Origin of the sequence: Porphyromonas sp. COT-290 OH3588 (assembly GCF_000769075.1) — a bacterium.
In the GTDB taxonomy this organism is placed as follows: Bacteria; Bacteroidota; Bacteroidia; order Bacteroidales; family Porphyromonadaceae; genus Porphyromonas.
Genome location: NZ_JRFC01000014.1, coordinates 160385 through 176908, shown reverse-complemented (window position 1 = coordinate 176908; position 16524 = coordinate 160385). Strand labels below are relative to the sequence as shown.

Below are 16524 nucleotides of genomic sequence, written 5' to 3'. Positions count from 1 at the left end.
TAATGGGTACACAAGAGCTACCTCAAGACAAGCCAAAGTCTGCGACACGCCCTAGAGGACCTATGGCCTCAACCTTCTTTCATAATGCGTCCAACAACTGGAACTGTGCTCAGTCCGTCCACAAATCTCAGCAAGAGCTGACGGGATTGACCGACGATGAGATCGAACTTATCTACCGAAGCAAAGGCGGTGGAAGAGCCGAGGGCGGAATGTGCGGGGCAATCTATGCAGCAAGCAGCCTGATAAATGCCGAGCACTCGGCTCAGCTGATCGAAACCTTCCGCCAGAGAGCAGGCGGACTAACCTGTGCCGAACTCAAAGGTAAATACAACCGCCCCTGCAGCGCCCTAGTAGATATGGCACAAGAGATCCTCCTAGCGACCCAAGCTACACTAAACGAAGAAAACAGATGAAGACAACGAAGTATAAGCTAATGGCCCTTGATGTAGACGGCACATTGGTCAATTCCGAGAGGGTGCTCACGGCCCCAGTGCGTGATGCCCTACTCAAAGCTCAAGAAGAATATGGGATACGTCTAATCATTGCCTCTGGTCGCCCTACGGCAGGGCTAAGAGAGATTGCTCGTGAGCTACAACTAGACCGATACAGTGGCTATCTAATGCCTTTCAACGGAGGAGAAGTCTACAACTGCAGAGCTAAAAATCCCATTGCTTCGTACCTATTGCCCGAGGGCATAGCTACAGAGCTATACGGTCTGAGTAAAGAGTACGGCCTAACAATACTGACGTACGATGCAGAACATATCCTATCCGAAAACATTGGAGACCCCTACCTACTCAAGGAAGTCGAGATCACCGGAATGAGCCCTAAACAGGTAGCCAACTTCTCCACAGACGTACCACAAGTCCTGCCCAAGTGCCTGATCGTTGGCCCCCCCGATCACATAGAAGCTCTGGAGCCTATCGTCAAGGAGCGCTTCGCTGGTCGTGTCAATGCCTTTCGTTCCCACCCGAGTTTCTTGGAGGTGGTACCAGAAGGAGTGCACAAGGCAGCCTCTCTAAGCCGACTGCTTGAGCGACTAGACTACGACCGCAGCGAACTAATTGCCGTGGGGGATAGCTTCAATGATCTGGAGATGATCCAATACGCTGGTCTAGGCGTTGCTATGGCTAACGCTCGTGAAGCTATCAAAGCCTGTGCCGACTACGTGACCAAGAGCAATGACGAAGACGGTGTGGCACACCTATTGGCCAAGTACCTCTTCAACCACCACGACGAATCGCCCTACACGGTAGAGGAGTTCAACTCACTAATCCCCGGGACACTTATGGAAGCACTGGGGATCCGTTGCGTAGAGGTTGCCAAGGGCTATATCGTAGGGACGATGCCAGTAGACAATCGCACCGCCCAGCCTATGGGCATCATACATGGTGGGGCGAACCTCGCTTTCGCCGAAACTATGGCGGGCTACGGCTCGCTGGCCCTACTAGAGGAGGGGGAGATGCAAGTAGGCGCGCAAGTTAGTGGCAACCATGTAGCATCTGCCATGACAGGAGATACGATGAGGGCGGAGGCACGCATCATGCATAGGGGACGTAGCACCCATGTTTGGAGCGTAGAGATCTATTCACAGAAGTCGGGTAAGCTTGTACATACGGCTCGAGTGCTCAACAGCATTCTCAAGAGGAGGTAACTATTTGCAGTTCGTAATCATCAGGTGTTAGGAGGGGAAGGATGAAAAGTAAGCGATTACTTCTAGAGCTGGTCGAGTACCTCGACCTATTTGAGAGCTTAGTACCAGATGCCGAGCAGATGGGTATGCGTAGTTTCTTGACTTTTGTCGAGAGTATGATACCTATACATGAAGACACATCAGACCCTAGGGCCGATGCAGCCCCCGCAGATGTGGGGATTGCGAGGCATCTGAGCCTACTGCACCGCTACTCCAAGGCTTATATCAAAAAAGCTCTAGCGGAGAGTGAATACCTACAGACCGAGGAGGAGTACACCTACCTCGTGTGTCTACTCAATGACAACGGACTAACCAAAAGCGAACTAAACAGCAGAAACGGCATGGAGAAGACCTCGGGTGGAGAGGTGATGCGACGGCTCAAGCGGGACGGCCTCATTGAAGAGTTTCCTAGCGAGAATGACCGCAGAAGCATCAGAGTCTTCATCACACCCAAGGGCAAGGGGGAACTATTTAAGGTCTTCCCCAAACTACATATGGCAGCCAAGCTACTCTCCTCGCCACTGAGCCAGCACCAAAGGAAGAACTTACTCTTCCTGCTAGAGCATCTAACGCAGGAGCAAAGCCAACACATAGGTCGCCTATCTGAGCTCGGTCTAGAGGGTCTAATGCCCACCTGCCAAACAGAGGAGTAGAGCTAATGGCCAACATGGCGAAAGCTAGGGATAGCTTGCAGAGCACAATTACATCAGCTACGGGGCTGTGTCAAAATTCACTTTTGGCTCAGCCTCTTTCGCTCTTAGAAACCTCAGAATATGCAAAGTACAAGGCAAGTAATCAGTTCTAGAAGACCGCAAGAATAAAGCCAAAAGGTACGACAAAATATGTAACCTCTGCCCTACGACTCAGTCCGTGCAGAGCAAATATCCAAGGCTGCTTGAGCAGTTTGGTTATTACGACACTAACGATTAAGTAATCATCAGTACAGACAATATCTATTATCGCTATGAGAGTAAGTTTTTTCGTGGTCATCATGAGCCTACTTAGTGTAGCTAGTGCTTTGGCACAAGGCATCAGAGGGCGAGTATTGGGCGAGGGAGATAAGCCTCTAGAGGGGGCCACTGTCGTCTTGCAGAGTAGTGACTCGATTTATCTATCGGGAGCAATAACGGCATCTGATGGTTCGTTTAGCTTCACCAATTATCCTCCGATTTTTCGCCTACTCATTCAGCATCTCGGCTACCAAACCCATAGCTCTACATATCATTCTCCCGAGGTTGGCGATATACACATAGCCGCACAGACCAGTACTCTGGGAGAGGTATCCATCGTAGGGCGCAGGCCTCTGGTTCGACTTGAGCAAGGTAAGTTCGTCTACGATGCGCCCACACTTCTCAAAGGACGCATCGCCAACTCTGCTTTCGATCTCATCAAGCGCTTGCCCTCAGTCCTAGAGAGCAACGGCTCTCTATCATTGGTTGGAGCTTCGGAGGTAACAATCGTCCTAAACGGTCGCCCCAGCACCATGTCCACAGGTCAGCTTAGAGCCCTGCTGACCTCAATGCCCGCCAGCCGAGTGACAAGCCTAGAGGTGATGTACAACCCAGAACCCAAATACCAGACCCGAGGTGCAGTAATCAATGTAGTGCTACTTCGAGGAGAGGAAGCACACTGGCGAGGCGAGGTACAAACCAGCTACATGGAGCAATATGCCTCTAGTTTCTCGGGACGAGGTAGTTTGGTGTACGACTCCCCCACGCTGACCCTAGATGCTCTATACACTCCTCGGGTATCCCGCTCCGTTTCTCCAATAGGTCTGGAGGGCTGGCATCAAGTCGGGAGGAAGCGCTACGAGCTGAACCAAGAGCAAACCATCAGTACATCGGGGCAGGAGCATCTCTTGCGCCTAGGAGCCGACTATACGCCTAGCAAAGATTACCAATTCAGTGCTGCCTACACGACAGATCTAGCACCAGATAAGGCAAGCCAAGCGACATCAGTCGGCACATTCAAGCAAGACGTCAACAACAAAACCTCATCTACCTATATGCATAACCTCTCGGCTAGCTATACTTGGGGCAAGGGGCTAGAGATTGGTGTGGACTATCTGCACTACCGCTATCTCAGTGCGCAGATGATGAGCATAGCCACAACATCGGGACTAAGTGATTTTCAGATTGATGCCTCCCAGTATGCCCATCAAGCTAAGGCGTATCTCAACGGGAGCTTGACTCCTCTAAACAAGTTGCGTGTAACCTACGGTGGCATTGCCCAGCTCAGCCGTAGCCAAGACAGCCAAACCTCTCATACCCTCAAAGGAGCGCTCGTTTCCCTCCCCGACCTATCAGCTCTAACCCGTGAGCAGATATACGAGGTGTACGCAGGCCTATCGTACAAAATCGGCAACACTTGGATTGCGGGGTCGGTGACGGCAGAGTACTACCGTCAAGGCAATCGTAGCAGATGGCACGTCTACCCCAGCCTGTCGCTCAACTATATGAAGACGCCAACCCATATCGTACAGTTCTCTCTTAGCTCAGACAAGGATTACCCGCCTTACAAGCAGATGCAGCACAGCATCTCTTACCTAGATGTGTATAGCCAAATTCACGGCAATCCTCTACTCACACCGATGCGTACACACAGAGCCTCGCTCAACTACCTCTACAAACAAGACTATGCCGTACAGCTCTTCTGGACCTATCAGCCCAGCTACTTCCAGCAATCGGCCTACCAGTCTACCGAGCAGCTAATCCTCATCTACAAGACACTCAACTGGGACTATGCTCTGCGTATGGGGGCTAATCTCGTTGCTCCTATCAAGCTAGGCCAGATACTCGACTCAAGGATTACGCTTGGCGTGATGCAAACACGTCTAAAGACGAATGACTTCCACGGGCACCAGTTAGACCGACAGAGGCTCAACGCCTATCTATACCTAGACAATAGTATCATGCTCCTAAAACGGCCTAAGCTCTCGCTAGACCTCTCGAGCTACTACGTTAGCCCCTCGATCCAAACCAACTACGACCTCTCCTCTCTCTGGGTCGTGAATGCAGGTCTACAATGTGTGCTCCTAGACGACCGCCTAACACTTAGCCTCAAGGGCAATGACCTATTGGAGCGTGGAGCTCCACGCCCGACCGCTGAGCTTGGGGGCAATCGCCTAGTTATGCATGTAGATAAGCACCTGCGCAGCGTTGTGCTCTCTCTGTCCTACCGCTTCGGCCAATACAAGCAGCGCAAGCACAAGCAGGTCGACACCTCTCGCTTTGGCGGATAAAGAAAGGTTCTTTATTTCGGAGGCTTGACGCCAAGCTGTTGCAGTAAATCATAGGTAAACTTCGCCAATGGCCGTTTGCCGAAATTCTCAGGATCGGGCTAATTACCATGCATATTAGAGGAAGAGATAGCACCTATTAATTAGACTCTCTGTAAGATTTTCGATGTAGAAGTAGAATCGGTCTACTAGATCTCTCTCTTCTAAATCTATGGCACACTCGTTATCATTTTTCCTTCTTCGGTTTTCTCTCTAGGAATGTAGTTATCTATTGTGTCCTTATAATTGAAGTATATTTGTCTGTATTTGCTTTTCTCCCCACCCTCAATAGTGGAGATGTTTTTTCAATCTATCAATAGCCTCACCGTATGACACTTTCGGAGAGTGATAAATGTCTTTGACTAAGACTCTCTAATGTCGTTATCTCCCCATCTACACTGAGAGAGCCTCTCCACTCCTTGTAGTATAATCAGAGTTCAGCATAGACATCATTATCCGCTCCGCAAGCTCTTTTGCTAGCTCTTCTTTTATTCTGGTGGTTAATCTTAATCATGATTGTTTACCTTATTGTTGGTCGAGCTCTTTTTCGGGTGAGCCAATGCAATCTTTTAGAGATTTAATTCTATCAAGGATATCCAACTGTCTATATATCTGTTAAGGTGTGTAAATGTATTACCCTCGAATTTTATGAAACGAGTCCTCAGTTTATAAAGGTCTGTGGAACATTGGCGGGAAATTGATGGGAACGTTTTTGCGGATTGGTGGACTAACCCTCTGCAATGTGTCCATCAATTAGCCAAGATTGATGGGAAGAAATATCCCGAAATGAGGCATGAGTGCGCTAGATGACAGGTTGTTTTGTTTTATGATGTTGATTATTAGTTGTTTGTGTTGTCTTTGTTTAAGGTGGGTGTTTTTGTTGCTCCAAGGGGGAAGAGCCCAAACCGTGTCGGACGCAATCTAGAGCCTCCTAGAGGCCAAATACGAGGTCTGCCTCCTTTGGGCTGAACATAGAGGAACTCACCCACCGATATCTAAAAGTTGATCCAAAATTGATCTGCGCTTAAACATTTATTTTCAGTTTAGGAGGTCTTATAGTGGCTGGGTAGTACAGCTCCATTGGCTCGGGTAGGAGGGAGGAGCCCCATCGAGCGGGCGCTACTCAAGCTAATTGGGGGCATAATCCTCTCCCAAATCTATTATCGAGCGCCCAGCGTAAGTCCATTTAGTGCGGATATATCCTTAATGATGTGGAATAAAGTTTGGATTTTTACTTAATATGCAGCCCTGAGATAAAAAAATAATTTTATATTAATATTTTGATTTTCAGTGATTAAGAATGGTTTTTTCTGGAAATTCTGCTACATCGTGTCAAATATTTATTGCGGAAAAAAGATGGCTATTCAATTTGCTTGACTTACTTTTGCACCCCAAGAAGTGAATTAAGGGGCGTATTTGACGCTCACATTGTTGTATCAATTTTAATTTAACGTTTATGGATTTCACAGGATTTAAAGGCTTCTTGGCTGTGGCTCTCGTAGTAGGGGTTTATTCGTGTTCGACCAAAGATGAGCCAAACCTTAAAAACCAAAATGGCGCTGAAAAACAAGGCAATATAAGTGCCGCTTATGCCAATCAGCTAAACACGTTTGTGACCAATCTCCCAACCGTAAAGCAAATTGAACCTTTCGCAGAGCGTCCGTATGATGCTTCGAAGCCACGAGCTTTCAGAGCAGATGAAATTTTGCCAGTTGCAGGGGAAAGAAAAGACTATGAACAAGCAGTCGCTCTAGAGGAGCAGCTTCTGTTTTCGGACAATCATGAGCTTTTTTACCCCGGGGCTCTGATCAAGGCTACGAGCGTAATTAATGGGGACTATAGCCCAGTGGTTGCTCCACGTAAGCCAATTACCATTTCTGTTTCTCTGACAGGCTCCAATCCTACCATTGTAGTACCAGATCCTAAGCTCTCTACTGTGCGTGCTGGTGTCAATGAGTTGCTTGGTAGAGGATTTAACCCTCCTCCAGCCAACATCTCTTACTCATCAGAGGAGGTACATGACGAGCAGCACCTCAAGATTGCTATCGGTGGTGGCTATAATGGTACATCTACTTCTGTTAAGGCTACAGCTGGCTTTTCTTATAGCTCCGACAAGAAGTACTTCCTCGTGAAAGTGCAGCAGGTGTTCTATACCATGGATCTGGATACTCCACAGAAGCCATCAGACTTCTTCGCTGGCGAGTTCGATTATAAGAGTGCTTTCGGGACTAATAAGCCTCTCTACATCTCTTCGGTTAAGGTTGGACGTATCCTCCTTCTAGGTGTTGAAACTAGCCTAACTAAGAATGAATTAGATGCAAAGCTGCAGACAAGCTTCCTTGGCGGCTCTTTCACCGCAGAGGCAGAGGCTAACTTCAAGTCTATCTCGGAGAGATCTTCTATCAGAGGACGTGTTCTCGGTGGTAGCGCTAAGCTTGCTGGTCAGAGCGTTGTAGATGTGCAGATGATTAAGAGTTTCCTTGCCGAGGGGGCAACATGGAGTAAGGATAATCTCGGAGTACCCATCGCTTATAAGCTCAGAGAACTGGAAACGAATCAGACATTCAAGACGGTCATCTACTCTAGATACACGCGAGAAAAGCAGCCTATTAAGCGCATTTCATTTGATGTCTTCTTCAATAATGACTCATTCCATACAGGCCTTGGAGAGAATATTTACAATGCCTATGATGTGTTTGTGAGGAAAGAATATAAGAGTGGGAATCAAGAGGAAGTTAAGATTGCCTTCAAAAAATTTGGTGCAGACCCTAGGATCTATGGGGATATCAAGGTTTCTAACTACGAAGAGGGAGAAAAAATCACGTTCGTGTTAAAGCCTAAGAATAATCTAGAAGATAAGGGTAAACATTTGCTTTTTGAGTTTCCTGAAGCAGATGCTCTGATCAAGAGAGCCGAAGTCAAGGGGTCTAGAAAGAGTGATCACCTCTATGACAACAACACTGGTGAGGCTCTAGTCTTGAAGGATAAGGTAAACCAGTCTTATACTGCCAAGTTTGAGTTTGAGAACCAGAAAGTCACAGTATTCTAGTTAGACGAATGCGTGTGGGCCTCATACTTTGTATTCTTCCTTTGAGGCCTTGTATATATTAGGGAGGGGCTACACCTATTATTGCGGTGTGGCCTCTCATGCTTTTGCAGGGGATACACCATAATATTATATGGAAACCCTTACCTTTGTTTATGTGTTTAATGAATGATATAGTAGGAGGTCAGGGTGATGCCTATGCGACCGCAGAAGCCGTTCGATGCAGATCTAGAGTAACCACATTTTGATGCAGCGCCCATGCGCTTGCTATATCTGAAGTGAGATTTATACGATAACGATTAAGTTTATGGAACATAGCCCCGAGGGGACAATCCTCTATCCGTTGCTCGATAGGATCAATACCCCTAGCGATCTCAAGCAGCTTGCCCTAGAAGATTTACCCAAGCTCTGCGCGGAGCTCAGGCAGTACTTATTGGAGGCTCTGTCGGTTAATCCCGGGCACTTGGGGTCCAATCTAGGAGCTGTCGAGGCAACAGTGGCTATGCACTATGTTTTCGATGCTCCGTACGATCAGATTGTCTGGGATGTGGGGCATCAGGCCTATATTCATAAGCTCTTGACGGGGCGCAGAGGGGAATTCCACACGCTACGCAAATGGGGTGGGTTATCGGGTTTCCCAAGCCCCAAGGAAAGTGAGTACGATACCTTCGTGGCTGGACACGCCTCCAACTCTATCTCAGCAGCCCTCGGTATGGCGGTAGCTGCCAAGAGCAAGGGGGAGCGTCGGCGTGTGGTAGCCTTCATCGGCGATGGCTCGATGACGGGAGGCATGGCCTTCGAGGGGCTGAACAATGCCTCCTCCGCTCCCAACAATCTGCTCATTATACTCAACGATAATAATATGTCTATCGACAAGAATGTCGGTGGACTTAATAAATATATGGTAGATCTGCTTACCTCTCGTCCCTACAACTGTGTTAGGCGGGACTTCTACCATGGCTTGATGAAGCTACGCCTCATCGAGGAGAAAGACAAACGAGATATTCTTGGCTTCAACAATAAGCTCAAGAGCCTCGTGTCGAGGCAGAATAATCTGTTCGATAGCTTTAGCATTCGCTACTTCGGTCCCGTAGATGGCAATGACGTGCTGCGCATGGTACATGTGCTCAATGGGCTCAAGAATATGCGAGGCCCCAAGATCCTGCACATTAGTACAGTCAAGGGCAAGGGCTACGAACCAGCCGAGAAATCCCCTACGATTTGGCATGCCCCCGGTAAGTTTGACCCCGCTACAGGGCAACGACTTGCTGCACCAGCCCAGCCAGAGCCCCCCAAGTTTCAGGACGTATTCGGCGAGACACTCGTAGAGCTGGCTCGCATGGACGAGCGCATTGTCGGTATCACACCTGCTATGCCCTCAGGTTGCTCGATGAATAAGATGATGGAGGTCTTCCCCGAGAGAGCCTACGATGTGGGTATTGCCGAGGAGCATGCTGTTACTTTCTCCTCGGGTTTGGCTTCGGGGGGCATGATCCCTTTCTGCAACATCTACTCGACATTTATGCAGAGGGCCTACGACCAGCTCATACACGATGTGGCTCTACAGGGTAATAAGGTAATTTTCTGTCTAGACCGAGCGGGTCTAGTCGGTGAAGATGGTGCGACGCATCAGGGTGCGTTCGATCTATCATACCTGCGTAGCATCCCAGATATAGCTGTCTGCTCTCCTATGGACGAGGCGCAGCTACGCCACCAGATGTACTCGGCCTACAAGACTTGGCCCATTAGCGTAGCTATTCGCTACCCACGAGGTCAGGGCTCTATGGTCGATTGGCGCCAGCCCATGCAAGAGATTCCCTTTGGCAAGGGGCGAGAGCTGCAGAGAGGTAGTCTGCTTACCTATCTCTCTATCGGCCCGATTGGCGTCAATGTAGCTAAGGTTGTCGCTCAGTTGCGCTCCGAGGGGATTGATGTAGGGCATATAGATATGGTATTCGCCAAACCCCTTGACGAGGAGCTACTCGAGGACCTGCTGGCACGTTGCCCCAATGTCGTGACGGTAGAGGAGGCCTCCATCTGTGGTGGCCTAGGCTCTGCAGTGGCAGAGTTCATACTGGATAGAGGTTATACAGCTCGGCTCAAAAGGTTGGGGATCCCCGACCGCTTTATCTCCCATGGCACACCTAGCCAGCAGCGCCTAGACTGTGGCTTGGATGATGCTTCTATTAGGGAGGCAGGCGAGCAACTAATAAATCGTTAGAGATATGCGTATAGTGATCGCAGGGGCTGGGGAGGTTGGTACTCATCTAGCCCAGATGCTTGCGAGTGAGGAGCAGGATATCGTCCTCATGGACGCTGACGAGAAGCGTTTGGAGGAGAAGAAATCGCACATAGAAGCCTTGATGACAGTGGGCGACCCCGTGATTCTAGACGACCTCAAGGAGGCTCGTGTGGTAGGGGCCGATCTATTCGTGAGCGTAACGCCAGACGGAGCGACCAACCTGCTGGCTTGTAGTCTAGCCAAGATGCTAGGTGCCAAGCAGACGATAGCTCGAGTCAATACGCACCTCCATCTAGAGCCTAGGTATGCAGATCACTACGAGTCGATCGGCATCGACCACTTGATTTACCCAGAGGAATTGGCCGCCAATGAGATTGCCTCCACAACGCTCAACCCATGGGCTAGGCAGTATGTGGAGCTGTTTAATGGCGCTCTGATACTGGCGGGCGTCAAGGTGCGGGACAATGCCGAGATTGTGGGTAAGCATCTCTACGAGCTCAAGCAGGAGTCTTCAGCGGGGAGTGACAAGTTTTACCACATCGTTGCGATCAAACGAGATTTGCAGACCATTATTCCTACGGGTTCGACACGCATCGAGGCCAATGACTTGGTATTCTTCACTTGTCCGGTGGGGCAGATTGATGAGATCAGACGGCTAGCAGGGAAGCAGTGTCCCAAGGTGCGCAAGATGGTCATCATGGGGGCCAGCAGAGTGGCCATGCAAACGATCAAGAAGCTCCCTGAGAGTATTCGCATCTGTGTCATCGAGAAGAGTAAGGAGAAGTGTATTATGGTTTCGGATCATAAGTTTCCCAACGTTATGGTCTACCATGGGGACGGACAGAACCCAGATCTGCTCAGAGAGGTAGGGCTCGATGATGCTCAGGTCTTCGTCGCCCTGACCCAGAACTCCGAGACGAATATCTTGGCATGTCTGGCAGCCAAACGCTACAACGTCTATAAGACGATCGCCAAGGAGGAGAATATCGACTATATCCCACTAGCTTATCGCCTAGATATCGGTACGCTCATCAACAAAAAACTGCTTGCAGCGGGGTATATCTATCAAATGCTGCTGGGGCAGAAAGCAGGCTCGATAGTCTGCCTCTCCCTGCTCAACAATGCCGAGGTCGCAGAGCTCATCGTCGGGCGTCAGTCGCCTTTGGTTGGTAAGCGCATCATGGATTTGGAGTTGCCAGACCACATGACGCTTGGTGGCATGCTGCGCAACGGAGTGCCTCGAATGATTGGGGGCGATACGGTGATTGAGCCATACGACCACGTCATGGTTTTCTACCACGATGTTTCTCTCAACGAACTCAAACGCCTCTTTAACTAGCCAACCGTGAAGACAATCAACTTCCGATTTATATCTCGAGTACTAGGGCTGATGAGTCTTGTCCAGTGCGTGATGATGCTCATCTGCGTGGGTATCTCTTTGTATTTCGGCGAGGTGATCATGCCTTTCGTCATCGGAGTACTGGCATACGCTGGCGTCGGAGGGGTGTTGTTTGGTTTGGGTAGAGATCTCAAAGACCAGAGAGTAGGGAGGCGTGAGGGCATGCTTACCGTGACCTCTACGTGGCTACTCCTCTCTCTACTCTCCACGATTCCGATGATGCTCAGTGGGGCGACGCCTCGTTTTGTCGATGCATTCCTAGAGTGTATTTCAGGCTTTACCACCACTGGCGCTACAATCTTTAGTCGGGTAGAGCATCTATCTCATGGGATTTTGTTTATGCGTAGCCTAATGCAGTGGCAGGGGGGGATTGGTATCGTCGTTTTTACGGTGGCTTTGGTGCCGATGTTTGGTGGCGGAGCGAGCCAAATCTTCAACGCCGAGACTACGGGCATCACGCACGAACGTTTTTTGCCACGTATCGCCGATGTGGCTCAGCGGTTGTGTATCGTCTATGTAGTCGAGACTCTGGTACTGATTGTGCTCCTTGTCCTTGGGCCTATGGGGTTATTCGATGCCGTGTGCCATTCGCTTAGCTGTGTTTCTACGGGCGGTTACTCCACACGAGATGCTGGTATCGCAGCATACGACTCTGTCTACATTGAGTATGTGCTCAGTTTGTTTATGTACATAGGAGCTCTCAATCTTACGCTTATCTATTTTGCCTTCGCTGGTAGCCCACTCAAGCTGTTGCGTGATGAGGAGTTTAGATGGTTTAATATCTTCATCGGTGCTACCGTGATCGTCACGGCCATTTGGTTGTATTCGCAGGGTTTCTACCAAGATGTCGAGGAGGCAATACGCAAGTCGCTATTCCAAGTTATATCCTTGGGGTCTAGTACAGGGTTCCTTACTGCCGATATTACAGAGTGGCGCCCTTTCTTTTGGATGCTAGGGCTACAGATTATGTTCATCAACGGCTGTGCAGGCTCTACCTCTGGGGGGCTCAAGGTTGCTCGCTTCGTCTTGCTGATGAAAAATCTATATACCGAGTTTAAGAAGCAGATCTACCCTCATCTCTTTACTCCTGTGAAACTAAACGGCAAGCAGCTAAGCATCAGTACGGTGCATCAAGTTTTGGCTTTTTGTGTGGTTTACCTGATGCTGATCTTTGCGGGTAGTTTGCTCTTCATGCTCGACGGCAACGGCTTTATCTCCAGTCTAAGTATCGCTTGCTCGGCTGCGAGCAACTCCGGTCCCGGCATCGGGGAGTATATGTCTACCATAGGCCCTGCTGGCGACTTCAGTAAGTATCTGATGGCTTTCTTGATGCTTACAGGGCGCTTAGAGGTTTTCACCGTTTTGGGTATCCTGACGCCTCACTTCTGGAAGAGGTAGCACTTAGCCTTTTCGCTACCACAGCGGCTCCTAGCTTATGCGAGCGGAAAAGGGTATGGAAGCTCATTAGCTTCCGTATCCTTTGTTTATTTGTGTCAGATTGATCGGGGCACTTGTTCTCTTCTGTGCTAATGTCTGGATCTTCTAGTCAGATCTATCAAAATGATTGTTTTGAGTGTCTGTTTTGTTTTAATGTGTAAAATTGGTATCTTTACACACTAGAGGCAATATGTTTTATGCTTGTAGCGTTAGACTAATGTCCTCGGATAACGTAGAGATTATAGAGGTGTTTCACTTAATTGATTGAAGAAGATTATGAAACTAGTGAAAATTTTGCTCCTTGCCGCAGGGACATTTTTGGTTAGCCATGGCGTATCTGGGCAGAGCGATGATAGGTATCTGGACGATGCCTACCTCAGTCGTAAGGATATAGAGAAACGTGAGGCTCAAGCAAGAGCTGAGGCGGAGATACGCTATAGAGAAAGACAGGCTGCTCTGGAACGTGAACGTGCTGAGCAGGCTAAGCTACTAGAAGCTTATAAGAAGCGCCAGCGAGAGCGTGAGATTGATGCTTACAATGGCCGCATCAGCCCAGAAGACGAGCAGGAGATGCAGTACGACTTGCGTGAGCGCTACGACGAACGAGGCCGTGGCTATGACAATCGAGGTCGTAATCGTGATAGTGAGGTGCGTGTCTATGGGCCATACTCCGAGCGTCTAGCCCGCTTCCATGGCGATGGTACCATTGTGATTAATAGCCCTAGCTCTGTCTATGTAGATACGGACTATCGCTATCATGATGGCAGACCCTCTACACATGTCAATATATCCATGGGCTGGGGCGCTTCGTCTTGGTATCCTTGGTACGACTCATGGTACGATCCTGTCTATTACAATAGTCCTTGGTCTGGCTACTACTATCGACCCTATTGGGGTTACTCTTCATGGAATTGGGGCTATCCCTCCTTCCGCTATCGCTATGGGTACTACTGGCCCTACTACGATCCTTGGTACCACAGGTACTATGGCTATTATGGCGGCTACTACAATGGCTACTATGGCGGTTACTACGGTGGAGGCTGGGGCGGCTATTACGATGGCTACTATCAAGGCCGTCGAGATCGAGCCTACAACGAGCACTACTACAATAATAGATATAGTGGCTCGTCACGCAACAACTACGACTACTATTCTCGTCCATCTCGTCGCACCTCTTACGGCTCCTACTCTTCTGCTCGAGCAAGGGCTGAGGCCTCGGAGGGGTATTACTCTGGTGGCGACCGCTCGTACCAAGGCTCTAGCCGATCTGGTAGCAGCTATCGGGGCTCAGCCCGTAGCACCTACAGCAGTTCACAAGGCGACTCTGGTTACAGCTCCTCTCGCAGCAGCTATGAGCGCTCGCAGGCTCGTAGCTACGACTCTGGCTCCTCTTCAAGTAGCCGTGGAGGCTACGACTCCGGTAGCTCCTCAAGGAGTAACAGCTCTTCGTCTTCTTCTGGTAGCGGACGCTCTACTCGCAGTCGTCGCTAAGCTGATGAGGTTGTTTGGCAGTCCCTAGATGATATGAAGGGCTGAAGTAGAATTGGATTGACATTTACCCCCTAAGCAGAGCCTGTGCCAGAGGTCATTCGTGTACGGCTTTTGATGCAGGCTTAGCTCTAGGGGGTATTTTATATAAAGATTATAGCAATGAACAAGAAAATATGTGTGTGTTTGGCCGCTCTGCTTGCAACAAGTGGGGTACAGGCATGGGGGCAGAGCGAAACGCTCGCCGTAGGCATAGCTGCTCAGCAGGAGTCACGTGGCTCTGCCCGCTATCAAGCGCTCTCTGGAGCTCTAGGTGCTGTCGGGGCTGATTTCAGTTCTGTTCATCAAAACCCAGCGGGTATCGCTCTATTCCGTAGGGGGAGCAAGCTGAGCTTGACTGGGGCATATACAGGAGCCCTTGGCCGCTCTATGTGGGGAGGGAATACTTTCTCAGAGCGGAACAATCTATACACGGTCGATGAGATGAGCTACATGAATAGCTGGACTACAGGTTCGGGTATGAGCTTTACTTTCGGCTTCGGCATACAGAATGGGGGGCGCTTGCGCCGAACTCTTGATGCTAGTCGTTCCCTATCGCATGAGAAGGGCTTCTCTCTGGCCGACTATGCCGCTGCCGTGCTCAATGGGGGCGATCCGTTCGTCGAGAAAGGGGAGATCATGAGCAAGGGATTTAACTCCCGTGCGCCTTGGATTGGTGTACTTGCCCACGAGGCTGGTTGGGTAGACTTCGATGACAAGGATAAGGTCTACGGCTCGGCTTTTGCTTTCGACGACAAAGACGGTCGAGGCTTACTCAACGAGGGGCCACGCAGCGTAGGGCTGAGAATGGAGGAGAGCGGATCGCTCACGCACTATGATATTGCTTTTGGCTTCCGTCCTTCTAGCCTTTTTAGCCTAGGTATGGTGCTTACCATTAGTGATCTCGACTACTCTATCTACTCCTCTTATAGTGAGGGGTTCCGCAAGCGCCAGCAGTTTAACGATACCTATGGCCTTAGCCTAGACAACACGATGGATGTACACGGCGGAGGCGTACGCTTTGCTCTCGGAATGCTCCTTGAGCCAATTGACGGACTGCGCCTAGGTGCTTCTGTCTACACGCCTATGGCCTATAGCCTCAAGATAGACCATTGGTCACGAGCGACGGGTGTTAGCCCCTCTTTTGCCGACAAGAAGGGAGCATTTGATGTTAAGACCCCAACGAGCGCAGCCAATGCTTTTGGGGTACGTACTCCATGGCGTTTCGGCCTTAGTGGAGCCTATGTGCTAGGTCGTCGTGCCATTTTCAGTGCCGATTACGAATACTCCACTCTCTCTGGTACACGCCTCTATGCTGTCTATGACGAGGGCTATGACGGCGGGGACGACACATATAAGATGGACAATGACGCCATCAAGTCGGACTTTGGCGGTTCTGGTCGCCACACCCTCCGTCTAGGGGTTGAGGTCAATGCAACCAATCGTCTAGCCTTGAGAGGTGGTTACCGCCTCACTACGGCACAGGGGATAGATGCGGCTCTATCAAGTGAGGTGCCCAAGATAGAGGCTCTCGTGCCCGGGACTTTGGTGCACTATAGACTGCCCGGAGCAATTAACTCGTATTCCTTGGGTCTTGGCTATCGTCTATCTCCTAGTTGGACCCTTGATGTAGCATACATGCATCACAGACAGAGCAATATGGTACAGCCCTTCCCCTTCATCATAGATCAAAGAATCTATAATGACAAAGGGGAGAAGACTGCAATCAATCCAGTGCCTCGTATCGACGAAGAGCAACTTCGCAATCAGGTCGCTGTAACGCTCAACTATCGCTTCTAGCTCGAGGAGCCAAGTATATAGGAGGCTATGTATCAATCCCACTTGAGTGGGGTTATGCTTAGCCTCCTTTTTGTTTCGCTAGGTTAGGCCCTAGACTACAACT

General features: G+C 49.7%; 10 protein-coding genes. All 10 read left to right on the top strand.

What is annotated here, in order from left to right; all coding sequences use genetic code 11:
• Positions 1–2 precede the first annotated feature (2 nt).
• The 10 genes from HQ48_RS02540 to HQ48_RS02490 all read left to right on the top strand — a co-directional run bounded on the left by HQ48_RS02540 (position 3) and on the right by HQ48_RS02490 (position 16421).
• Positions 3–413 carry a C-GCAxxG-C-C family protein gene (locus tag HQ48_RS02540; RefSeq protein WP_081969694.1) on the top strand — a complete coding sequence of 137 codons (411 nt, stop codon included), beginning with the start codon at positions 3–5 and terminating at the stop codon, positions 411–413.
• The gene (locus tag HQ48_RS02535; protein ID WP_044231542.1) at positions 410–1654 is read left to right on the top strand and encodes a Cof-type HAD-IIB family hydrolase; all 1245 of its coding nucleotides are present in this window, start codon (positions 410–412) and stop codon (positions 1652–1654) included. The genes HQ48_RS02540 and HQ48_RS02535 overlap by 4 nt, the downstream gene beginning before the upstream one ends.
• Before the next feature lie 41 nt (positions 1655–1695).
• Positions 1696–2346 carry a MarR family winged helix-turn-helix transcriptional regulator gene (locus HQ48_RS02530; RefSeq protein WP_044231541.1) on the top strand — a complete coding sequence of 217 codons (651 nt, stop codon included), beginning with the start codon at positions 1696–1698 and terminating at the stop codon, positions 2344–2346.
• 311 nt (positions 2347–2657) lie between these two features.
• Complete coding sequence (locus HQ48_RS02520) at positions 2658–4934, top strand: outer membrane beta-barrel family protein (protein WP_081969693.1); 2277 nt, start codon at positions 2658–2660, stop codon at positions 4932–4934.
• Positions 4935–6426: 1492 nt separating this feature from the next.
• On the top strand, positions 6427–8019 hold the full coding sequence (locus tag HQ48_RS02515) for a thiol-activated cytolysin family protein (RefSeq protein ID WP_044231538.1): 1593 nt from the start codon (positions 6427–6429) through the stop codon (positions 8017–8019).
• A gap of 304 nt (positions 8020–8323) precedes the next feature.
• The gene (gene dxs, locus HQ48_RS02510; protein ID WP_044231537.1) at positions 8324–10237 is read left to right on the top strand and encodes a 1-deoxy-D-xylulose-5-phosphate synthase; all 1914 of its coding nucleotides are present in this window, start codon (positions 8324–8326) and stop codon (positions 10235–10237) included.
• 4 nt (positions 10238–10241) lie between these two features.
• Positions 10242–11597 carry a Trk system potassium transporter TrkA gene (gene trkA, locus HQ48_RS02505; RefSeq protein ID WP_044189094.1) on the top strand — a complete coding sequence of 452 codons (1356 nt, stop codon included), beginning with the start codon at positions 10242–10244 and terminating at the stop codon, positions 11595–11597.
• A gap of 51 nt (positions 11598–11648) precedes the next feature.
• Positions 11649–13055 carry a TrkH family potassium uptake protein gene (locus HQ48_RS02500; protein ID WP_044231536.1) on the top strand — a complete coding sequence of 469 codons (1407 nt, stop codon included), beginning with the start codon at positions 11649–11651 and terminating at the stop codon, positions 13053–13055.
• Positions 13056–13370: 315 nt separating this feature from the next.
• On the top strand, positions 13371–14585 hold the full coding sequence (locus HQ48_RS02495; RefSeq protein ID WP_152568293.1) for a hypothetical protein: 1215 nt from the start codon (positions 13371–13373) through the stop codon (positions 14583–14585).
• A 159-nt stretch (positions 14586–14744) separates the two neighbouring features.
• Positions 14745–16421 carry an OmpP1/FadL family transporter gene (locus tag HQ48_RS02490; RefSeq protein ID WP_152568292.1) on the top strand — a complete coding sequence of 559 codons (1677 nt, stop codon included), beginning with the start codon at positions 14745–14747 and terminating at the stop codon, positions 16419–16421.
• Positions 16422–16524: the final 103 nt, after the last annotated feature.